Genomic DNA, 16282 nt, shown 5'->3' with positions numbered 1-16282 from the left:
AATTGTAATCTTCCAATCATTCTTTTCGTAGGATAGGCCCTTGCAGATTGGTGCGCCTCGGTGCTGACATGACGAAGCAAGGCGCTCATGTCACCGCGCAATGGAAGCATTACATTTCAATAATGTAATGCTTGGCTCATGCTGCTGTTAGCTTCAATCACGCAAAATTCATTCGAACCTGCAGGGCTCAGCGAGAAAGCTCAGCAAGCCACCTTTGAATTTAGCGAGGACTGCCCTATGAATCTGTTGAAAGCTATTGTTGTTGGTTTGGTAATCTGCGGCTCCGCATTGTCTTATGCAGAAGATGGCTATGACCGCTCAATTAAATTTAATGAAAAATTCCGAGCAGATCAAAAACGAATTCACGGAACCGAATCCGCCAAACGAAAAATAGACGAATTACAGATTAAGGATACCCGCCAAGATCAGAACAATACGGAAAGCAAGAAAGAAACCAAAGCTGACTAACCGCTTCATATCTGAACGATATTCGCCTCCGGCAGCTTCCAAGCTCCTTTGGAAGCAGTTGCACTCTAAGCGCCTTCGGGGCGCTTTTTTGTTTCCATAACTTGCCCGCAACATCGCTACCAGCGAATCGCCCTTGATTTATAAAAGCCGTTTCGTTTAAGTCAGGCCGCCATCGCCTGATCTGTTGTTATTAGCCTTCGCAAGGAGCATATCGAGTGAGCTGAACAGACGCTGGTGGCCTACCCCGCATCCATGTCGGGGGTCGTCATCTCAGCGGTCTCGCGGTTCGTGCATGATTGAAGGTGTCAGCTCGGTCTTGTACAGCCTGCTGATCATTCCAGCCAGGGCGTTGTCGTAGCTATCGCCCCTTGCTGCCAACCAGGGCAGGTCAGCCGCTGCTCGCATAATCCTTCGTCAGCTCACCTTGGGTGAAAGCCATCAGGTCGAGGAGGCGTATGTAGCGCAGGTCATAGCACTTAGCGCGAGCAAGTTTCTTATTTACCGCTTAGATGCATCAGACCTGCGCCACCAAGGCTGTACTGCCCGCTGCGCCGCTAATGAACTTAGCGCTCCGATAATCAACACGCCCCGTTCTTGCTTGCTAGCAAGAACGGGGCGTTGTGTACCGCCATCCGATATCTAGCTCGTTCTGTCGGCGGCTAGCGCGATTTCTTGCTCCTCCAATTCGTCTTCGCGCCGATGAGCCATCTGGTAGAGCAACGGCAAAACTAATAGCGTTAGCACCGTTGAGGAGAGAATCCCCCCGATTACCACCGTCGCAAGGGGGCGCTGCACCTCTGCACCGGTACCCACATTCAAGGCCATTGGAACGAACCCGAGTGAAGCCACTAGGGCCGTCATCAATACCGGGCGTAGCCGGGTAAGAGCGCCCTCGCGGATCGCGGTGTCCAGAGGCAAACCTTGCTCCCGTAGGCTACGGATGAAGGAGATCATTACCAGGCCATTTAGAACTGCGACGCCTGACAGAGCAATAAAGCCAACACCTGCTGAAATGGACAATGGGATATCTCTGAGCCACAGCGCAACAATGCCTCCCGTGAGCGCAAATGGAATCCCGGTAAAGACCAACAAGCCGTCTTTGACATTGTTGAACATCATGAAAAGCAGAATGAAGACCAGGAGCAGCGCCACGGGGACGACAATCTGCAGCCGCTTCGTTGCCGATTCAAGCTGCTCAAAGGTACCGCCCCAATCGATCCAATAACCTGCCGGGATATCTACCTGAGCCTGGATTTTCTGTTCTGCCTCGGATACGAATGATCCAATGTCCCGACCACGGACGTTTGCACTGACAACAATTCGCCGTTTCCCTTCCTCTCTACTGATCTGATTCGGACCGGGGGCCAAATCCAGGGTGGCCACCTCGCCGAGGGGGATATAACTTATGGCGCTGTTTAATTCCCTTGGAAGGGCAATTGGAAGCCGCTCAATTGCGGCGAGATCGCTGCGTATCTCGTCCGGTAAACGAACTACGATATCGAAACGCCGGTCTCCTTGAAACAAGGTGCCTGCCTCTCGGCCCCCGATGGCTACTGCAACCGCTTGCTGTACGGTATCTAGACTCAGGCCGTATCGTGCGATTTGATCGCGATCGATATCGATCGTGAGCATAGGAAGACCAGTTGTTTGCTCGACCGTAACCTCTGAAGCGCCTGGTACTTGTCCTAGCACCTCGGACACTTCCGCCGCCGTGCTGTTAAGAACGTCCATGTCATCACCATAGATTTTCACGGCTACAGCGGCACGAACACCGGAAATCAATTCGTTGAAACGCAGTTGAATCGGCTGGGAAAACTCGTAGTTATTGCCCGGTAGCTCAGCGGCGGATGCTTGGACCTCGCTTAAGAGTTCATTGCGCGACTTGCCTGGATCCGGCCATTGTTCTTGAGGCTTCAGCATGACGTACCCGTCAGAGATATTTGGTGGCATGGCATCGGATGCCACCTCCGCAGTGCCTGTGCGCGCAAAAATCCGCTCGATCTCCGGAAACTCGTCCATAAGCTTTCGTTCCAGCTGCTGCTGCATCTCGACAGACTGACTAAGGCTGGTAGCCGGTACACGAAGGGCTTGGATAGCGAAGTCCCCCTCGTTGAGGCTAGGCACGAATTCACTGCCCATACGTGACCCTACGAGGCCGGAAAGTATGACTACAACTACGGCAAAGGTGAGAACCGCTGGCTTGTTGGCCATCACCGCATCGAGTGCAGGTGCGTAGGCCCGTTTAGCATTGCGGATTAGAAAGTTTTCCTTCTCCGTAACCCGCTTACCGATAAATAGCGCAACGGCTGCTGGGACGAACGTCACCGAGAGGATCATCGCCCCGAATAGCGCTGTCACTACGGTAAACGCCATGGGCGTGAACATCTTACCTTCGACCCCTGTAAGGGCGAATATCGGCAGATATACGATCATAATGATCAGCTGCCCATAGAGTAGAGGTCGACGCACTTCCTTTGCCGCAGCGAACACTTCATGAAGCCGTTCGGACAGCGTTAATGCCCGCCCGTGATGGGACTGAGCGTGAGCAAGTCGACGCACGCAGTTCTCAACAATCACCACGGCACCATCGATAATGATGCCGAAATCCAATGCGCCTAAGCTCATCAGGTTGGCGCTGACCTCGTTGGCTACCATGCCGGTGAACGTAAAGAGCATCGCCAGCGGTATAACAAGTGCGGTTAGGATCGCCGCACGGATATTGCCCAAGAAGAGAAAAAGTATAACCACAACAAGAATGGCACCTTCAGTGAGGTTCTTCTTAACGGTGGATATAGCTTTGTCTACGAGCACAGTACGATCGTAGACAGTAATCGCCTTTACGCCCTCCGGAAGCGAAAGGTTTATCTCTTTCATTTTGTCATCGACAGCCCTAGAAACTACCCGGCTATTTTCACCGATAAGCATGAAAGCCGTACCTAGCACCACTTCGCGGCCATTCTCGGTGGCTGCGCCAGTGCGGAGCTCCTTTCCAACCTTGACCGTCGCAACGTCGCGGATACGCACTGGGGTACCGTCAACGTTGCTAATAAGGGTATCGCGGATGTCCTCCACAGACTGCATTTGCCCTGGCGCGCGAACAAGATACTGCTCGCCGCGCTTTTCAATATATCCGGCACCTAGATTGTTATTGTTTTGCTCAACCGCCTCGATCAAATCTTGTAGTGTTAGTCCAAACGACCGCAAAGTGTCTGGGTTGGGGGCGATCTGATATTCCTTTGCATATCCTCCAATCGTATTGATCTCAGTAACACCAGGTACATTTCGGACTTGCGGTTTGATGATCCAATCTTGAATCTCACGCAAGTCAGCAGGGGTATACGGCGTACCGTCCGATTTGGTGGCACCTTCCTCAGCTTCAACCGTCCAAAAATAGATTTCGCCAAGCCCAGTGGAAATAGGTCCAAGTGTTGGAGTGACGCCATCTGGGAGCTGATCTTTGGCCCCTCCCAGGCGCTCGTTCACAAGTTGGCGGGCAAAATAGATGTCAGTGCCTTCCTCAAAAATAACTGTGATCTGAGAAAGTCCATATCGAGACAAGGATCGTGTCTGCTCGAGCTTGGGCAGCCCAGCCATTACCGTCTCGAGCGGGTAGGTAATACGCTGCTCCACTTCCAGCGGGGAATAACCTGGCGCCGCAGTGTTGATTTGCACCTGTACGTTGGTGATATCCGGGACAGCATCGATAGGCAGCTTTTGGTAGCTGTAAGCTCCTAACGCTGCCATGCCAAGCACGGCTAGCATAACCAACCAGCGATGCTCGATAGAAAAACGAATGATACGTTCGAACACGATTCTATAACTCCGTATCAGTGAGCATGCGAGGCGCTGGCTTTGCCAAGCTCGGACTTGATGATGAAGCTGTTATCCAAGGCATAGCGCGCTCCGGCCTGGAGGCCTTCCTTGATTTCGACCGCTTCACTATCGCTGCGGCCACTCACGATTGGCTGAGCAGCAAAGCCATGGTCGGTCCGTACAAACACCACCGGCTTTTCTTCCAATGTGTGGATCGCATCAGGACTTACTGCGACTGGCACGGATGCTTCGCCAGCGCCTACCTGCACTTTGACGAACAGGCCGGGGCGCCAAACCCCTTCAGGGTTGGGAAGTGTGACCCGGGCGGTAGCGGCGCGGCTTTGCTGACCAACAAGTGAGCCGACATAAGAAACGGTGCCATTGGCACTGGACTCGAATGCTGTGGCCTCGATAACGGCATTGCTGCCGACTCGTACCGCGCTGAGTGCATTGGCAGGAACGCTGATATCTGCCCAAACGGTAGAGAGATCGGAAATGATGAATATCTGGTCATCGGTATTGACTGACTCACCGAGCGTGATGTCCTTCTCAACGATCATCCCATCGAACGGCGCCCTGAGTTCGTAGCGGCTCAATGCGTCTGGCTTGCCAGCATCACTGCCAAGCGCTTGTAGCTGTGCGTTTGCATTCGCAACAGTCAGCTCTGCTTCCCGTAAAGCCTGTTGTGCCTGTAAATAATCCTGTTCCGCAGAAATACGCTCTTCCCATAGCTCCTTTTCGCGTCGATAGGTTTTTTGAGCCAATGCAAGACGTTTTTGCGCCGCGTAGAACTCGCTTCTACGTTCCGACAGGTCTGTACTCGCGATCACAGCAAGTACTTGCCCCTGTTTCACCTGTTCGCCCAAATCGACTTTGACCGCTTCAACGACACCTGAGAGACGAGGCACAACTTGCGCTGTGCGATCCTGGTTAAACGTAATTTCACCTGGCAGCTCGATTGCGCTTTGTATCTTTGCAGGCTGAGCGGTTGCCAGCGAGATGCCCGCGGCTAGGATTTGGGTCTCGGAGAGTTCAACCTCTGCTGCTTCGGCGTGCGCTGCTCCCTCAGGACCATCGTCATGCTCATCTTTCTCTGCCGCACCGACCTCGTGATCGCTATCGGCGCCTCCTTCATCATGGCCATGATCTCCTTCTGCTTCTGCTTCTGCATCCTCATCCGAATGCCCTTCATCCTCATGCTCCGATTCGTCACCATGCTCGCTATGTGCGTCGCCCGCATCGGGCACAGTTGGACTACTGCGAAGAAGCAATCCGCCAAGCATAAGTGCCACGCTTAATATGACGACGATCCAAAAAATCTGCTTCTTGTGACCAGCCAAGGAAGATGTATTCGATTTACTTTTCATATGGATTCCTTATGGCTGAGTGGCCGAGGTGATAACGGCCGACCCATCGCCGACAATTCGCGAGATTTCTGCCGCCGCCTGGTTAGCTTGTGATAGCGCAGACAGATACTGAGATCGGGCTTGGAAAAGCGTGCGTTGAGCATCCAGTACGTCAAGGAACGTGAATTTTCCAAGTTCGAACCCCTTGCTGGCAGCTTCATAAGCGCTTTGGGCACTGGGGAGCATATCGTTGCGCAACAGTTCAAACTGCTGGCGAGCAGTGCGCAGCCGCATGTGCGCTTGGGAAAGTTCGCTTTTCAGGCGTATATGGACGGCGTTGAGCTCGTCCTGCGCCTGGTAGGCCCGTTCCTGCGCTGCTCCGATGTTGCCTTGGTTTCGATCAAACAACGGCAGGGGCATCGAGATACTCACCAGTCCCAGCGTGCCGTTATATTCATCTGAGCGTTGGGCACCTACGCTAACCGTCACGTTAGAAAAGCGATTCGTCCTTTCCAGCTCCAACGCAGCCCGACGTCTTTCAGCCTCCCGACGCGCGCGGGTTAGTTGGGCGGAATCGTTCAAACGGCTGTAAAGCTCAGCTAGCTCTGGAAGAGGAGGCACTGCCTCTGCCGGCTCTTCTACTCGCTCAAAGCGTGGCTGTGGATTTCCCCAGTTGGCCGCCAGCCGAGTGCGCGCAGCTTCGAGTTCAGCTGTGGCCTGGGCAAGCTCTACTTGCACTCCAGTAGCCGCAACCTGCGCCCGGGTTTCCTCTACGGGAGAGACCATGCCGGCCCTCACACGTCGATTGGCCACGTTCACTGCTTGCTTCGCAAGCTTTGAAGCAGCCTGAGCGAGGTCCAGCCGTTCTTGAGCAGTAAGCACATCGTAGTACGCGCCCATCACTGCCCCCCTCAGTCGAGCTTGGGCGTCCTGTAGGTCAGCAGCTGCTACGTCCAAGGCTCGTTGCGCCGCCTCAATACGAGCCGAACGTTTACCACCCAGCTCTATTTCTTGGCTCAGTTCAAGCGTGGTCTCCGGGGCATCGCCCCGGATTCCCTCCTGGCTAGCGGACAATATTGGATTCGGACGTGCTCCGGCTTGGCTAATTAATGCGCGAGAAGCAGCCAGCTCACGTCTTGCAACAGCCAGTTCAGGGCTTGCAGAGCTAGCGAGTTCCAAGGCGCGTAGAAAGCTTATGGATTCGACAGACTCAACGGGGAATGTATTTGACACACCGACAGGTAAGGTCTGTGTGAAGGTCGGCAACTCTAAGGGTTGCGCAAAGGCGAGATTGCACGACAACGTCGTCAACCCCAGCGAGAAAAGAGCTTTTCGCACCGAAATCTCCTAAAAAAGGGAAGGTTCGGTGAGACGTCAGATACAGATAAATGGCGCTTACTGGTTACTTTGGCGTCCCACCGGTTTTGCACCGATGCGCCAATTAGGTTTCTCAGGACGCCCCGCTTCAGCCGATGCGTAGCTAGCAGAAGGAAACGGTTTCAAGCTCATTGATAATACCGAACCAGGGCAGATCCCTTTCGTTATAAGCGGCTTGATATGGTCGCCATGAAAGACACAGTCTCCATCCAGACTGATTTTTTTTTTTGCGGCTTTTGACGATCCTTCCTCGTCAGTACCCAGAGACTCGTGCGGATGTTCGTGATGTCCAAGATGATTTGCTGCCGAACCATCCTCATGACTGCAGCTCGTGCTAACAACTGCCCATGATGATTGCAATGGGAACAAGGCTAGCAACATCAGCAAAACTATTTTTCTCATCCAAGGCAAAACGATGACTTCCTGGTTTAGATGTCGAATCCAATCATAAGAACTACCCCCGCCAAGACGCGAAACACATGCGCCTCTACTGCGATAGTGATTCGCCTTAGGTTTAGACAAATACACATAAGCGTTTTTTTTCAGCCTTGCCAAGCCGGCGAGATAGCTGATGCTATGGGGTGGTGACTTTAAAGAAGAGTGGATAACGACCGGGTGACCGCAACATTACAAATCTGTAATCGAGGAAATGCGCGATTGCTTTTCCCCCAGATTACAAAATAGTCATTTGCCGCTAATCCTGCGGTCATCTGCAGGGGAAGAACATGGCCAGGCGCTAAAGAACAAAAAGGCAAGAGGCGCCATTCGAGCGCTGACCTGCCGTATATCAGGAGCATCATCATGAGCAAAAAGGCCGCCCTTTCACTGACAGCCCTTTCATTGGCACTGGGCAGCGCCCCGGTCTTTGCCCAATCGGAAACAGCGGAGGGCTTCATCGAAGGCAGCACGCTATCGCTGATAAATCGCAACTTCTATTTCAATAGGGATTTTCGCGACGGTGAGAGCGCCACCGGCAATGGCTACTCCGAGGAATGGGCCCACGGATTGATGGCCTTCTTTGAGTCCGGATATACCCAAGGCTCGGTGGGGATCGGCGTCGACGCATTCGCCATGCTCGGCCTCAAACTCGACTCCGGTTCGGGGCGCTCCGGTGTGGGCAGCAGCATCGACCTGCTTCCCCACGACAGCGCCGGCGATCCTGAGGATGATTTCACACGGGTGGGAGGCGCGGTGAAAGCACGATTGCTCGACACCGAGATCAAGGCCGGCGATGTATTTCCCACTACACCTGTCGTGCACTTCGGCGACTCACGGCTGCTGCCAGAGTCTTTCAAGGGTGTCACCGTTGTGAACAACTCGCTGGACGACCTCACCCTCCAGGGAGGCCGCTTGCACGCGATGAGCCAGCCCAACACTAGTAACATGAACGAAGACTTCGTCACCTTCTACGGCGGAAACGTCGACGCGCCTTGGCTCGGCTACGCAGGCGGCGATTATAGCGTCAACGAAAATCTTAGTCTTAGCCTGTATACCAGCCGGCTCAAGGATGCCTGGAACCAACATTACTTCGGTCTATCGGCCACCTATCCGCTTTCCGATGTCGTCGCGTTGCTGGGCAGTTTCAACTACTACAAGGCAACCGACGAAGGCCGCGAGTTGCTGGGCGAGTTCAACAACAACATCTGGAGCTCCAGCCTGGGTGTCGCCTTCGGCGCGCACACCGTCACGGCGTCGTATCAGCGAAACAACGGTAACAACGACTTTGACTACTTGCGCCAGGCGGACTCGATCTACCTGAACAACTCCATCCAGTACAGTGATTTCAACTCGCCTAAAGAGCAGTCCTGGATGCTGCGCTACGACCTGAACATGGCGGAGTACGGCATACCCGGGCTTACTTTCATGACCCGCTACGCCCGCGGTTGGGGCGCCGATTACAGCAACGCGAACGAGGTGTACATGCGCCAAGACGATAACGGTGCGCCGCTGACGGGACAGAACCGCTGGGAACGCGACGTCGAAGCCCGCTACGTTGTACAGACTGGCTCTCTCAAGGATTTGTCTCTGCGGGTGCGCCAGGCTACCACGCGGGCGACTGCTTTCGAGTCCGACCTCGATGAGGTCCGATTCATCGCCGAGTACCCTCTCTCGATCTTGTGAAACACCATGGGCAACACCACATCTTCTTTAGTTTTGCTCCCTTGGTTTGAAGATGTGTTTCAGGCGCCCATCAGGGCGCCTTTTTTCGTTTGGTGCACCCGCTCGCGCTGCGGGTCAACCAAATGACCGGTAGATTACAAATTCGCAAGATAGCCCTCACAGGGCTTTTACCGCGTTAAAGTGCTTCCCGCTTCCCTGGGCAGATCTTTTCGCCTCTGCCTTTCACGCTAGAGCCAAGCCGCTTTCGTCTTGACCTAGTTACTACATGGATTTTTTTGGTTCCGCTTACCGCGCACCTCCTTGCCGAGTTACCTGAAAACATGCGCATCCTGGTTGTCGAAGACGAGATCAAAGCTGCGGAATACTTGCAGCAGGGTCTTATCGAATGTGGTTACTTGGTCGATTGCGTAAGTGATGGCCTCGATGGGTTTCACCTGGCACTGCAGAACGACTATGACATCGTGCTGCTAGATGTGAATCTGCCAACCATGGATGGGTGGGAGGTTCTCGAACTCATCAGGCGGCGTAAGCAGACACGCGTCATCATGCTGACTGCCAATGGCCGCTTAGAGCAAAAAGTCCGCGGCTTGGAATCGGGCGCCGACGACTATCTGGTCAAGCCGTTCCAGTTCCCCGAGCTGCTTGCCCGTATCCGGACACTGTTGCGGCGAGGCGAGGCAGTCACACTTCCGAGCAACCTGCGTGTAGCCGACCTCGAACTGGACCCGGCCCGGCATAGGGCTTACCGGAGCGGTCAGCGTATCGACCTCACCAGCAAAGAATTTGCGTTATTGCATCTGCTCATGCGCCGGACTGGCGAAGTCCTCACGCGTACGGAAATAACTGCCATGGTGTGGGACATCAATTTCGACTGCGATACCAATGTGGTGGATGTTGCGATTCGTCGCCTGCGGATGAAAGTGGACGAACCCTTCGGCGATCGCCTGATACACACCATCCGGGGTGTGGGCTACGTGCTGGAGGCGCGGCCTTGAAGCCACTCAGCCTCGCATCGCGTCTCGCGCTTCAAATCACACTGACCGGCGCCGCTTTGGTCGCGCTGCTGATTGCACTGAGCTACTGGGTACTGGTGCGCCAACTGGAACTGCGCGCCCAGGAGGAAGTGACGGCCAAGCTCTCTCAGATCGATCATGGACTCCTCGAAGACACCAAAGCCCGTATGGGCCGCTCCTGGCAACACGCATTGAGCGATACCGTACTCGGCCATGACAACCTTTCGATTACGGTCATCGGCGATACAGCGAAATCACCCATTTTCAGTATCGGCCGATTCGCCAATGCGCCGCAGCAGCTGGATCTCGTGAGCAGGGACGGCGACTATCTTGGCTGGACAACGAAAGATGGCGTGCAGATGCTAACCGGGCGCAAGCAAATCCAAGTCCCGGGACTGGCTCCAATGACGCTTTTACTTTCGCAAGATCGCAGTGCCGATCAACGGCTGGTGGCTGCATTCCTGCGCTCGGCCTTAGTGACCGTGCCGATGCTACTGATATTGATCGGATTGGCTGGATGGCTAATCGCCCAAAATGGCTTGCGGCCGCTTCGCAAGTTCCGGGCCTTGGCGACTAAGGTATCTACACAGGATCTATCACCTCGAATCCGCACCGATCGGCTTCCGCAAGAGCTCCAGGCATTGGCGCACAGCCTCAACGTAATGCTTCATCGACTCGATGACGGCGTTCAGCAACTGTCACAATTCTCGGACGATGTGGCTCATGAGTTAAAAACTCCGCTGAACAACCTGATAGGCAAGGCGCAGGTGACTTTGGTGCGTGAGCGAAGCAAGGAGCATTATCGGGAGGTGATCGAGTCGTCGGTTGAAGAACTCGAACGCATGGATCGAATCGTGTCAGACATGCTGTTTCTCGCCCAGGCCAGCCACGCCAGCCCAGCACTGAAGCTCGAACAATTATCTTTAGGAAGCGAGGCGAGGCGCGTATGTGAATACTTCGAAGTCCTTGCCGAAGAAGCGGGAGTCGCTACGACAGTAACGGGCGATGCCATGATTTTGGGAAATCGACTTATGGTCCAGCGGGCCATTTCCAACCTGCTATCCAACGCGCTGCGGCATTCAAATACTGGCAGTACGGTCGAACTTAAGATCCTTGAGGAGGACGTAGACATCGTCTCGCTGGCTGTCACCAATCATGGCGCGACTATCGAATCGGATCATCTCCCACATCTGTTCGACCGCTTTTACCGCGTTAACGGCATACAACCTCGCGGGGCAGGATTGGGGCTAGCGATTGTCCGCTCAGTGATGAACCTCCACAAAGGCCACGTGGCCGTCGCCAGCAAAGACGGTCGGACCACGTTTGAACTCACGTTTCCTCGGCAGGCCTGACTCAAAGTGATACCGCACGGAGACAGCCATCACTACGAAGGGGCAAAAACCACAGGGACAAACAACCATTTCGAGGGCATGCGCGTTGGCCGGGTAACCAGGCCCGCAAGCCCCAACGCCGTTCATTTAATGCATGCGTCCTCGCTAATTCCGGCGAGAATGCCGCAAGCCTCAACTTCCCGCCCATCGTTGCAATTAGCCCGCAGTGAAACGAGTTGTCGTTCGAGTGATTGCAGCCCTCAATACTTGTGCTTTGGCAACAAGCGTCACAGGTAACGTCTGAAGTCGTTTCCGTTGGCTGCATTGCAACGTGCCGCATGATCATCACCTCCGAGGGGAGGAAAGTTTACAGCTGCCATCGAGCCCACATTTGAGACTAATTGAAGGTGGGCGAACATGCGCAAGCATGTGAGAGCAACACAAAGCCTAGAAATCAAACATTTATGGTTTGAATGTCTTAATTTTCCGTGATCTCGTTATGATTCCATAAAAATTCCCGTCATGGAAATGTTCTGATAAATCAATCAGTTAGGATGGATGTGAGTGAATTTTCCCGTTATCTCGGCATGGCCCCGAATACGGAGCAGCTCCCAGCTTACGGCGCACCTTGTCGAGTTCAGAAAGTTCACTTTGCTACTCTGGTCAGCCCGTCGAATGGGTTGATGGGTGTGAGTTGAGCGGAGCAAGAAAGCATGAGCTACAGGGTTGATCTTGGCTTAGGAGGCGAGAGCATTGGGTGATAAGTGCGCTCTACCGTCCGACTTAACCTCGGGAATGCGCTACAAGACGTTTCTGACAAGGGTGATGGCTTTACTAGCCGGAGGCGCCATGCCGCTTGCCTTTGCCCCTGTGGGCTGGGCATGGATTGCGGTGATGGCTCTTGCCGCATTATTTGTCCTGGTCGCGCAATCTTCAAGGCGTCAGGCGCTATGGTCGGCCTACATATTTGGCCTTGGTTACTTCGGCGTAGGTGTCTCCTGGGTCTACATCAGCATCAGCCAGTACGGCAATGGCCCCGTGGTGGCAGTGTTAGCCACAACGGCCTTTGTCTCGCTGCTAGCTCTCTTCCCATGGGGCGTCGCGTATCTCGTACGCCGCCTGCACCCTGAGATCGATGCGACGGCGCTCTGGCTAGGGCTACCAGCGGCATGGGTGTTGAGTGAATGGATGCGCACCTGGTTCTTAACCGGCTTTCCTTGGCTTTTTATCGGCTACAGCCAGACCGACACCACACTTGCCACTATCGCTCCTGTCTTTGGTGTGCTTGGCGTGAGTTTTCTGGTGGCCTTGCTCGCTGGCGGGCTTGCGTGGGTTATCTTGGGCTTAAGCCTGCACCGTGCGACGGTAGCCGGTGCCGTGTTAATCGCTACTCTCGCCAGCTTGCAGATTCTGGATCGTGAGTGGACGCAGCCAGCCGCTGGCCCTATCAATATTGCCCTCTTGCAGGGAAACATCACGCAAGACAAAAAATGGGACCCGGATTCCCGGGAAATCACGCTTGACCGCTATCAGACGCTTACGAAGCAGCATCTCGGGGCCGACATCGTGATTTGGCCAGAAGCGGCAATCCCGATGTGGCATGACCAGGCTAGAGAATATCTTGCTGAGCTCGAGGCGTTAGCCGATCAGGCCGGCACCTCGTTAATGATTGGCGTCCCTATACGCGAGACGGACGGTCGCACCTACAACGCGGTGATAAGCCTCTCAGATCCCGCAGGGTACTACTACAAACGCCACCTGGTGCCATTCGGTGAATATGTTCCGCTCCGGAACTTCTTGGGTTCGGCCCTCGACGTGCTCGGGGCGCCTATGTCCGATTTCACACCAGGACGGGAAGCGCACGTCCTTAACGCAGCGGGTGTGCCCGTCGGAGCACTCATCTGCTACGAGGCGGTCTTTGGTGCTGAAGTCACGGAACTTCTGCCCGAAGCGCAGTTACTGGTGAATGTCAGCAACGATGCTTGGTTCGGCAGCTCAATCGGCCCTCTCCAGCACTTCCAGATGGTCCGCATGCGTGCCATCGAAACCGGACGTGACCTACTGCGAGCCACGAACACGGGCATCACAGCAACTGTCAGCTATGAGGGAAAGGTCCTTACACGCGCTCCTCAATTCCGCGTAGCCACCCTCAGCGCCGAAGTGACCCCCCGAACTGGCGCGACCCCTTATGTGCGCTGGCGGGATTGGCCTATCCTTGGCGTGATCGCACTCGGACTCGGTTTGCTCCTGCTTCGTCGAATTCGGCAGTATCATCGGTTGGATACATAACGCTTGCCATTCTCACAGCGAGCAGACTCTGTATCGGGTGAGAAGGAAGGGATTTGTCTACATATGGCATTGGCTCGCAGGAAAAAGCTCCAAAGCCGGGCTGGAGAAACATGAGCTGGCTGCCGGCATCCTGGCTGTGATCAACGGCCACCTGGGTGACCACGGCCTGTCGCTGCGCCAAGGCACTATCGTCGATGCCACACTGATCAACGCGCCGAGTTCAACCAAGAACAAGGACGGCAAGCGCGACCCGGAGATGCACCAGACCAAGAAAGGCCAGCAATACTACTTCGGCATGAAGGCGCACATCGGCGTGGATGACGAATCGGGCTTGGTGCACAGCGTGGTGGGCACGGCGGCCAACGTGGCGGATGTCACCCAGGTCGATAAGCTGCTGCACGGCGACGAGAATGTGGTTTGCGCCGACGCTGGTTACACCGGCGTTGAGAAGCGTCCCGAGCATGAGGGGCGTCAGGTGATCTGGCAGGTTGCGGCACGCCGCATCACCTACAAGAAGCTCGATAAGCGCAGCGCGCTATACAAAGCCAAGCGCAAGATCGAGAAGGCCAAAGCCCCAAGTACGCGCCAAGGTCGAGCACCCGTTCCGCGTGATCAAGCGGCAGTTTGGCTATACCAAGGTGCGCTTCCGCGGGCTGGTGAAGAACACCGCTCAGTTGGTCACGCTGTTCGCGCTGTCGAATCTGTGGAAGGCGCGCCGACGGTTACTGACCAACGCGGGAGAGGTGCGCCTGTAATGCGGGGAATGGCCGCCGCGAGGTGCTCGCGGCGGCTAAAAACACAGAAATGAGCGGTGATCTGATCATTTTTGGTCGATTTTCCGCTTTCAAAATCGGCGGAAGCTGAAGTCAGCCAGAAATACATGGCTACTTCAGACCATCCCTAGGGGATTGTTTATAGGCCATTACTTATTCTTGAGAGGACCAGTAGGCTCGGTGCGTGCAGCTGCTCATTGAGCGATTGTGGGCCTCAGCGTGAACAGACTTATATTTAGTTGTTGGCTAGTCGTATGAAAATGGTAAGCCGCTAGGTTTTTAGCATACCCAGAGTGGCACTAACCAAGCATCTGCCTCGCCTGTGTAAAATTCTTTAATGTCATCTCAGCTCTTCGCGATGCCTGAAGCCGATGCGATAATCGTTACCGATAGCTGACGTTTGCCAATAACTCAAAGGACGGGGTCTATATGGAGAAGAGATATGAGCACTCAAAAAATCTGCTGTTTAAGTATGCAAGCAGCCAATGGCGGGGTCAGACCGGACGTTCCGGCCAGGAAGGGTGGGAAGGGGCTGGGAATAGCTGAGTGATGGATCAAATTCCCTCTTTACTCATCGCCGGCCAGCTCTTAATGGCGATAGTGGCAGGTTTGCTGCTCAACCTGACGCCCTGCGTTTTGCCTGCAATTCCCATTAAGGTCCGGACCATCTTACGAGAGGCGGGCAGCCAACGATCGCACCGCGTGCTGGCGGCATTGGCGTTCACCGCAGGAACGCTCGCGTTTTTCCTGACGTTGGGCGGACTGACCGCACTTCTGCAGTGGAGCTGGGGCACTTTGTTTCAGTCTGCGGTGTTCGTTGGTGTCCTTGTTGCCTTGATGGTCGGGTTTGCGGTGGTCACCTGGCTGGATTTGCCCATCCCGATCCCGGCGTTCGCCGCCTCGGTCCATGGCCGGCGCTACTTTGAAGCATTCGTATCTGGGTTATTGAGTGCGGTTTTGGCCGCACCCTGCGCCGGTCCTTTCCTTGGTGGAGTCCTAGCCTTTGCCGTTACCCAGCCGACGCCGGTAAGTATGGGGATATTCGGCAGTATCGGGCTGGGGTTGTCGCTGCCCTACGCAGCATTGATGCTCAAACCCGATTGGCTGAGCCGGTTGCCCAAGGCGGGGCCCTGGACCCTGGTCATTAGAGAAGTGCTCGCGTTGGTCTTGCTGGCCGCAGCCGTCTTTTTCAGCGCGAGCCTGGTGCCCAAAGCGGTTTATACCTGGCTATGGTGGTCTTGGCTGGCCCTGGTGCTGGCCTGGGGTGCCCGCCGTTTCGTCCAGGGTAATGGTACCGTGCGTGTGATCACCACAACGGCGGCAGGCCTTGCCCTTGCGATGACTGTGGAATTCGCATCCCCGCTGGGCAACAGCGAAGACGAACTCGTCTGGCAACCCTACTCCGCAAAACTACTGACGGAGACAAAAGCCCAGGGCACACCCTATTTGCTGGAGTTCACCGCCGACTGGTGCATCAACTGCAAGATACTTGAGCGCACGGTCTACCAGGAGGCCGCTGTGGCCGAAGCCGTGCGGCGCACCAAGATGGTGCCCATACAAGTTGACGTGACAGCGAGCAACCCAGAAAAAGATGCGCTATTAACTGCGACCGGCGGGCAGGCCTTACCCTTCGCAGTGGTTGTTGACCGTGACGACACCGTTATCGCCCGTTTCACGGGGCTTTTTGACACCGACAGCTTGGTCGAAGCTATCAATCGCACCGGAAACCCACAACCTTAGATACTGGAGAC

At 55.0% G+C, this 16282-nt stretch carries 9 protein-coding genes and 2 pseudogenes; 7 read left to right on the top strand and 4 right to left on the bottom strand.

Annotated elements, in window-relative coordinates:
- Positions 1–138: 138 nt before the first annotated feature.
- The gene (locus tag E0D86_RS19655; RefSeq protein WP_128576267.1) at positions 139–468 is read left to right on the top strand and encodes a hypothetical protein; all 330 of its coding nucleotides are present in this window, start codon (positions 139–141) and stop codon (positions 466–468) included.
- A gap of 639 nt (positions 469–1107) precedes the next feature.
- Here the strand turns inward: E0D86_RS19655 and E0D86_RS19650 are convergent.
- The 3 genes from E0D86_RS19650 to E0D86_RS19640 are packed head-to-tail and all read right to left on the bottom strand — an operon-like array spanning position 1108 to position 6965.
- Positions 1108–4278, bottom strand: coding sequence for an efflux RND transporter permease subunit (locus E0D86_RS19650; RefSeq protein ID WP_038663116.1), 3171 nt, complete (start codon positions 4276–4278; stop codon positions 1108–1110).
- A 17-nt stretch (positions 4279–4295) separates the two neighbouring features.
- Positions 4296–5648, bottom strand: a complete 1353-nt coding sequence (locus E0D86_RS19645) for an efflux RND transporter periplasmic adaptor subunit (protein ID WP_037041095.1) — start codon at positions 5646–5648, stop codon at positions 4296–4298.
- Positions 5649–5657: 9 nt separating this feature from the next.
- Complete coding sequence (locus tag E0D86_RS19640; protein WP_131651725.1) at positions 5658–6965, bottom strand: TolC family protein; 1308 nt, start codon at positions 6963–6965, stop codon at positions 5658–5660.
- A gap of 840 nt (positions 6966–7805) precedes the next feature.
- Here E0D86_RS19640 and E0D86_RS19635 point away from each other — a divergent pair.
- The 3 genes from E0D86_RS19635 to E0D86_RS19625 all read left to right on the top strand — a co-directional run bounded on the left by E0D86_RS19635 (position 7806) and on the right by E0D86_RS19625 (position 11490).
- Positions 7806–9125: an OprD family porin gene (locus E0D86_RS19635; protein ID WP_131651724.1), complete on the top strand. Its 1320-nt coding sequence runs from the start codon at positions 7806–7808 to the stop codon at positions 9123–9125.
- Between the two features lie 320 nt (positions 9126–9445).
- Complete coding sequence (locus E0D86_RS19630) at positions 9446–10120, top strand: heavy metal response regulator transcription factor (protein ID WP_008569962.1); 675 nt, start codon at positions 9446–9448, stop codon at positions 10118–10120.
- Entirely contained in the window at positions 10117–11490 is a 1374-nt protein-coding gene (locus E0D86_RS19625) for a heavy metal sensor histidine kinase (RefSeq protein ID WP_003292663.1), read from the top strand. Before E0D86_RS19630 ends, E0D86_RS19625 begins: the two co-directional genes overlap by 4 nt.
- Positions 11491–11612: 122 nt before the next feature.
- Here the strand turns inward: E0D86_RS19625 and E0D86_RS19620 are convergent.
- Positions 11613–11726: pseudogene (locus E0D86_RS19620) on the bottom strand (Cd(II)/Pb(II)-responsive transcriptional regulator); the annotation flags it as partial.
- Positions 11727–12318: 592 nt separating this feature from the next.
- Between E0D86_RS19620 and lnt the strand changes: the two are divergent.
- The 3 genes and pseudogenes from lnt to E0D86_RS19600 all read left to right on the top strand — a co-directional run bounded on the left by lnt (position 12319) and on the right by E0D86_RS19600 (position 16271).
- Positions 12319–13758, top strand: a complete 1440-nt coding sequence (gene lnt, locus E0D86_RS19615; RefSeq protein ID WP_017246079.1) for an apolipoprotein N-acyltransferase — start codon at positions 12319–12321, stop codon at positions 13756–13758.
- A 100-nt stretch (positions 13759–13858) separates the two neighbouring features.
- Positions 13859–14513: pseudogene (locus tag E0D86_RS19610) on the top strand (IS5 family transposase); the annotation flags it as partial.
- 567 nt (positions 14514–15080) lie between these two features.
- A complete protein-coding gene (locus E0D86_RS19600) occupies positions 15081–16271 on the top strand; it encodes a protein-disulfide reductase DsbD (protein WP_017246246.1) in 1191 nt (396 codons plus the stop codon).
- The last annotated feature ends 11 nt before the right edge of the window (positions 16272–16282 follow it).

Source organism: Pseudomonas sp. IC_126 (assembly GCF_004331835.1).
Classification (GTDB): Bacteria; Pseudomonadota; Gammaproteobacteria; order Pseudomonadales; family Pseudomonadaceae; genus Stutzerimonas.
The sequence above is the reverse complement of the archived record's forward strand: the minus strand, read 5'-3'. Positions and strand labels throughout refer to the sequence as shown.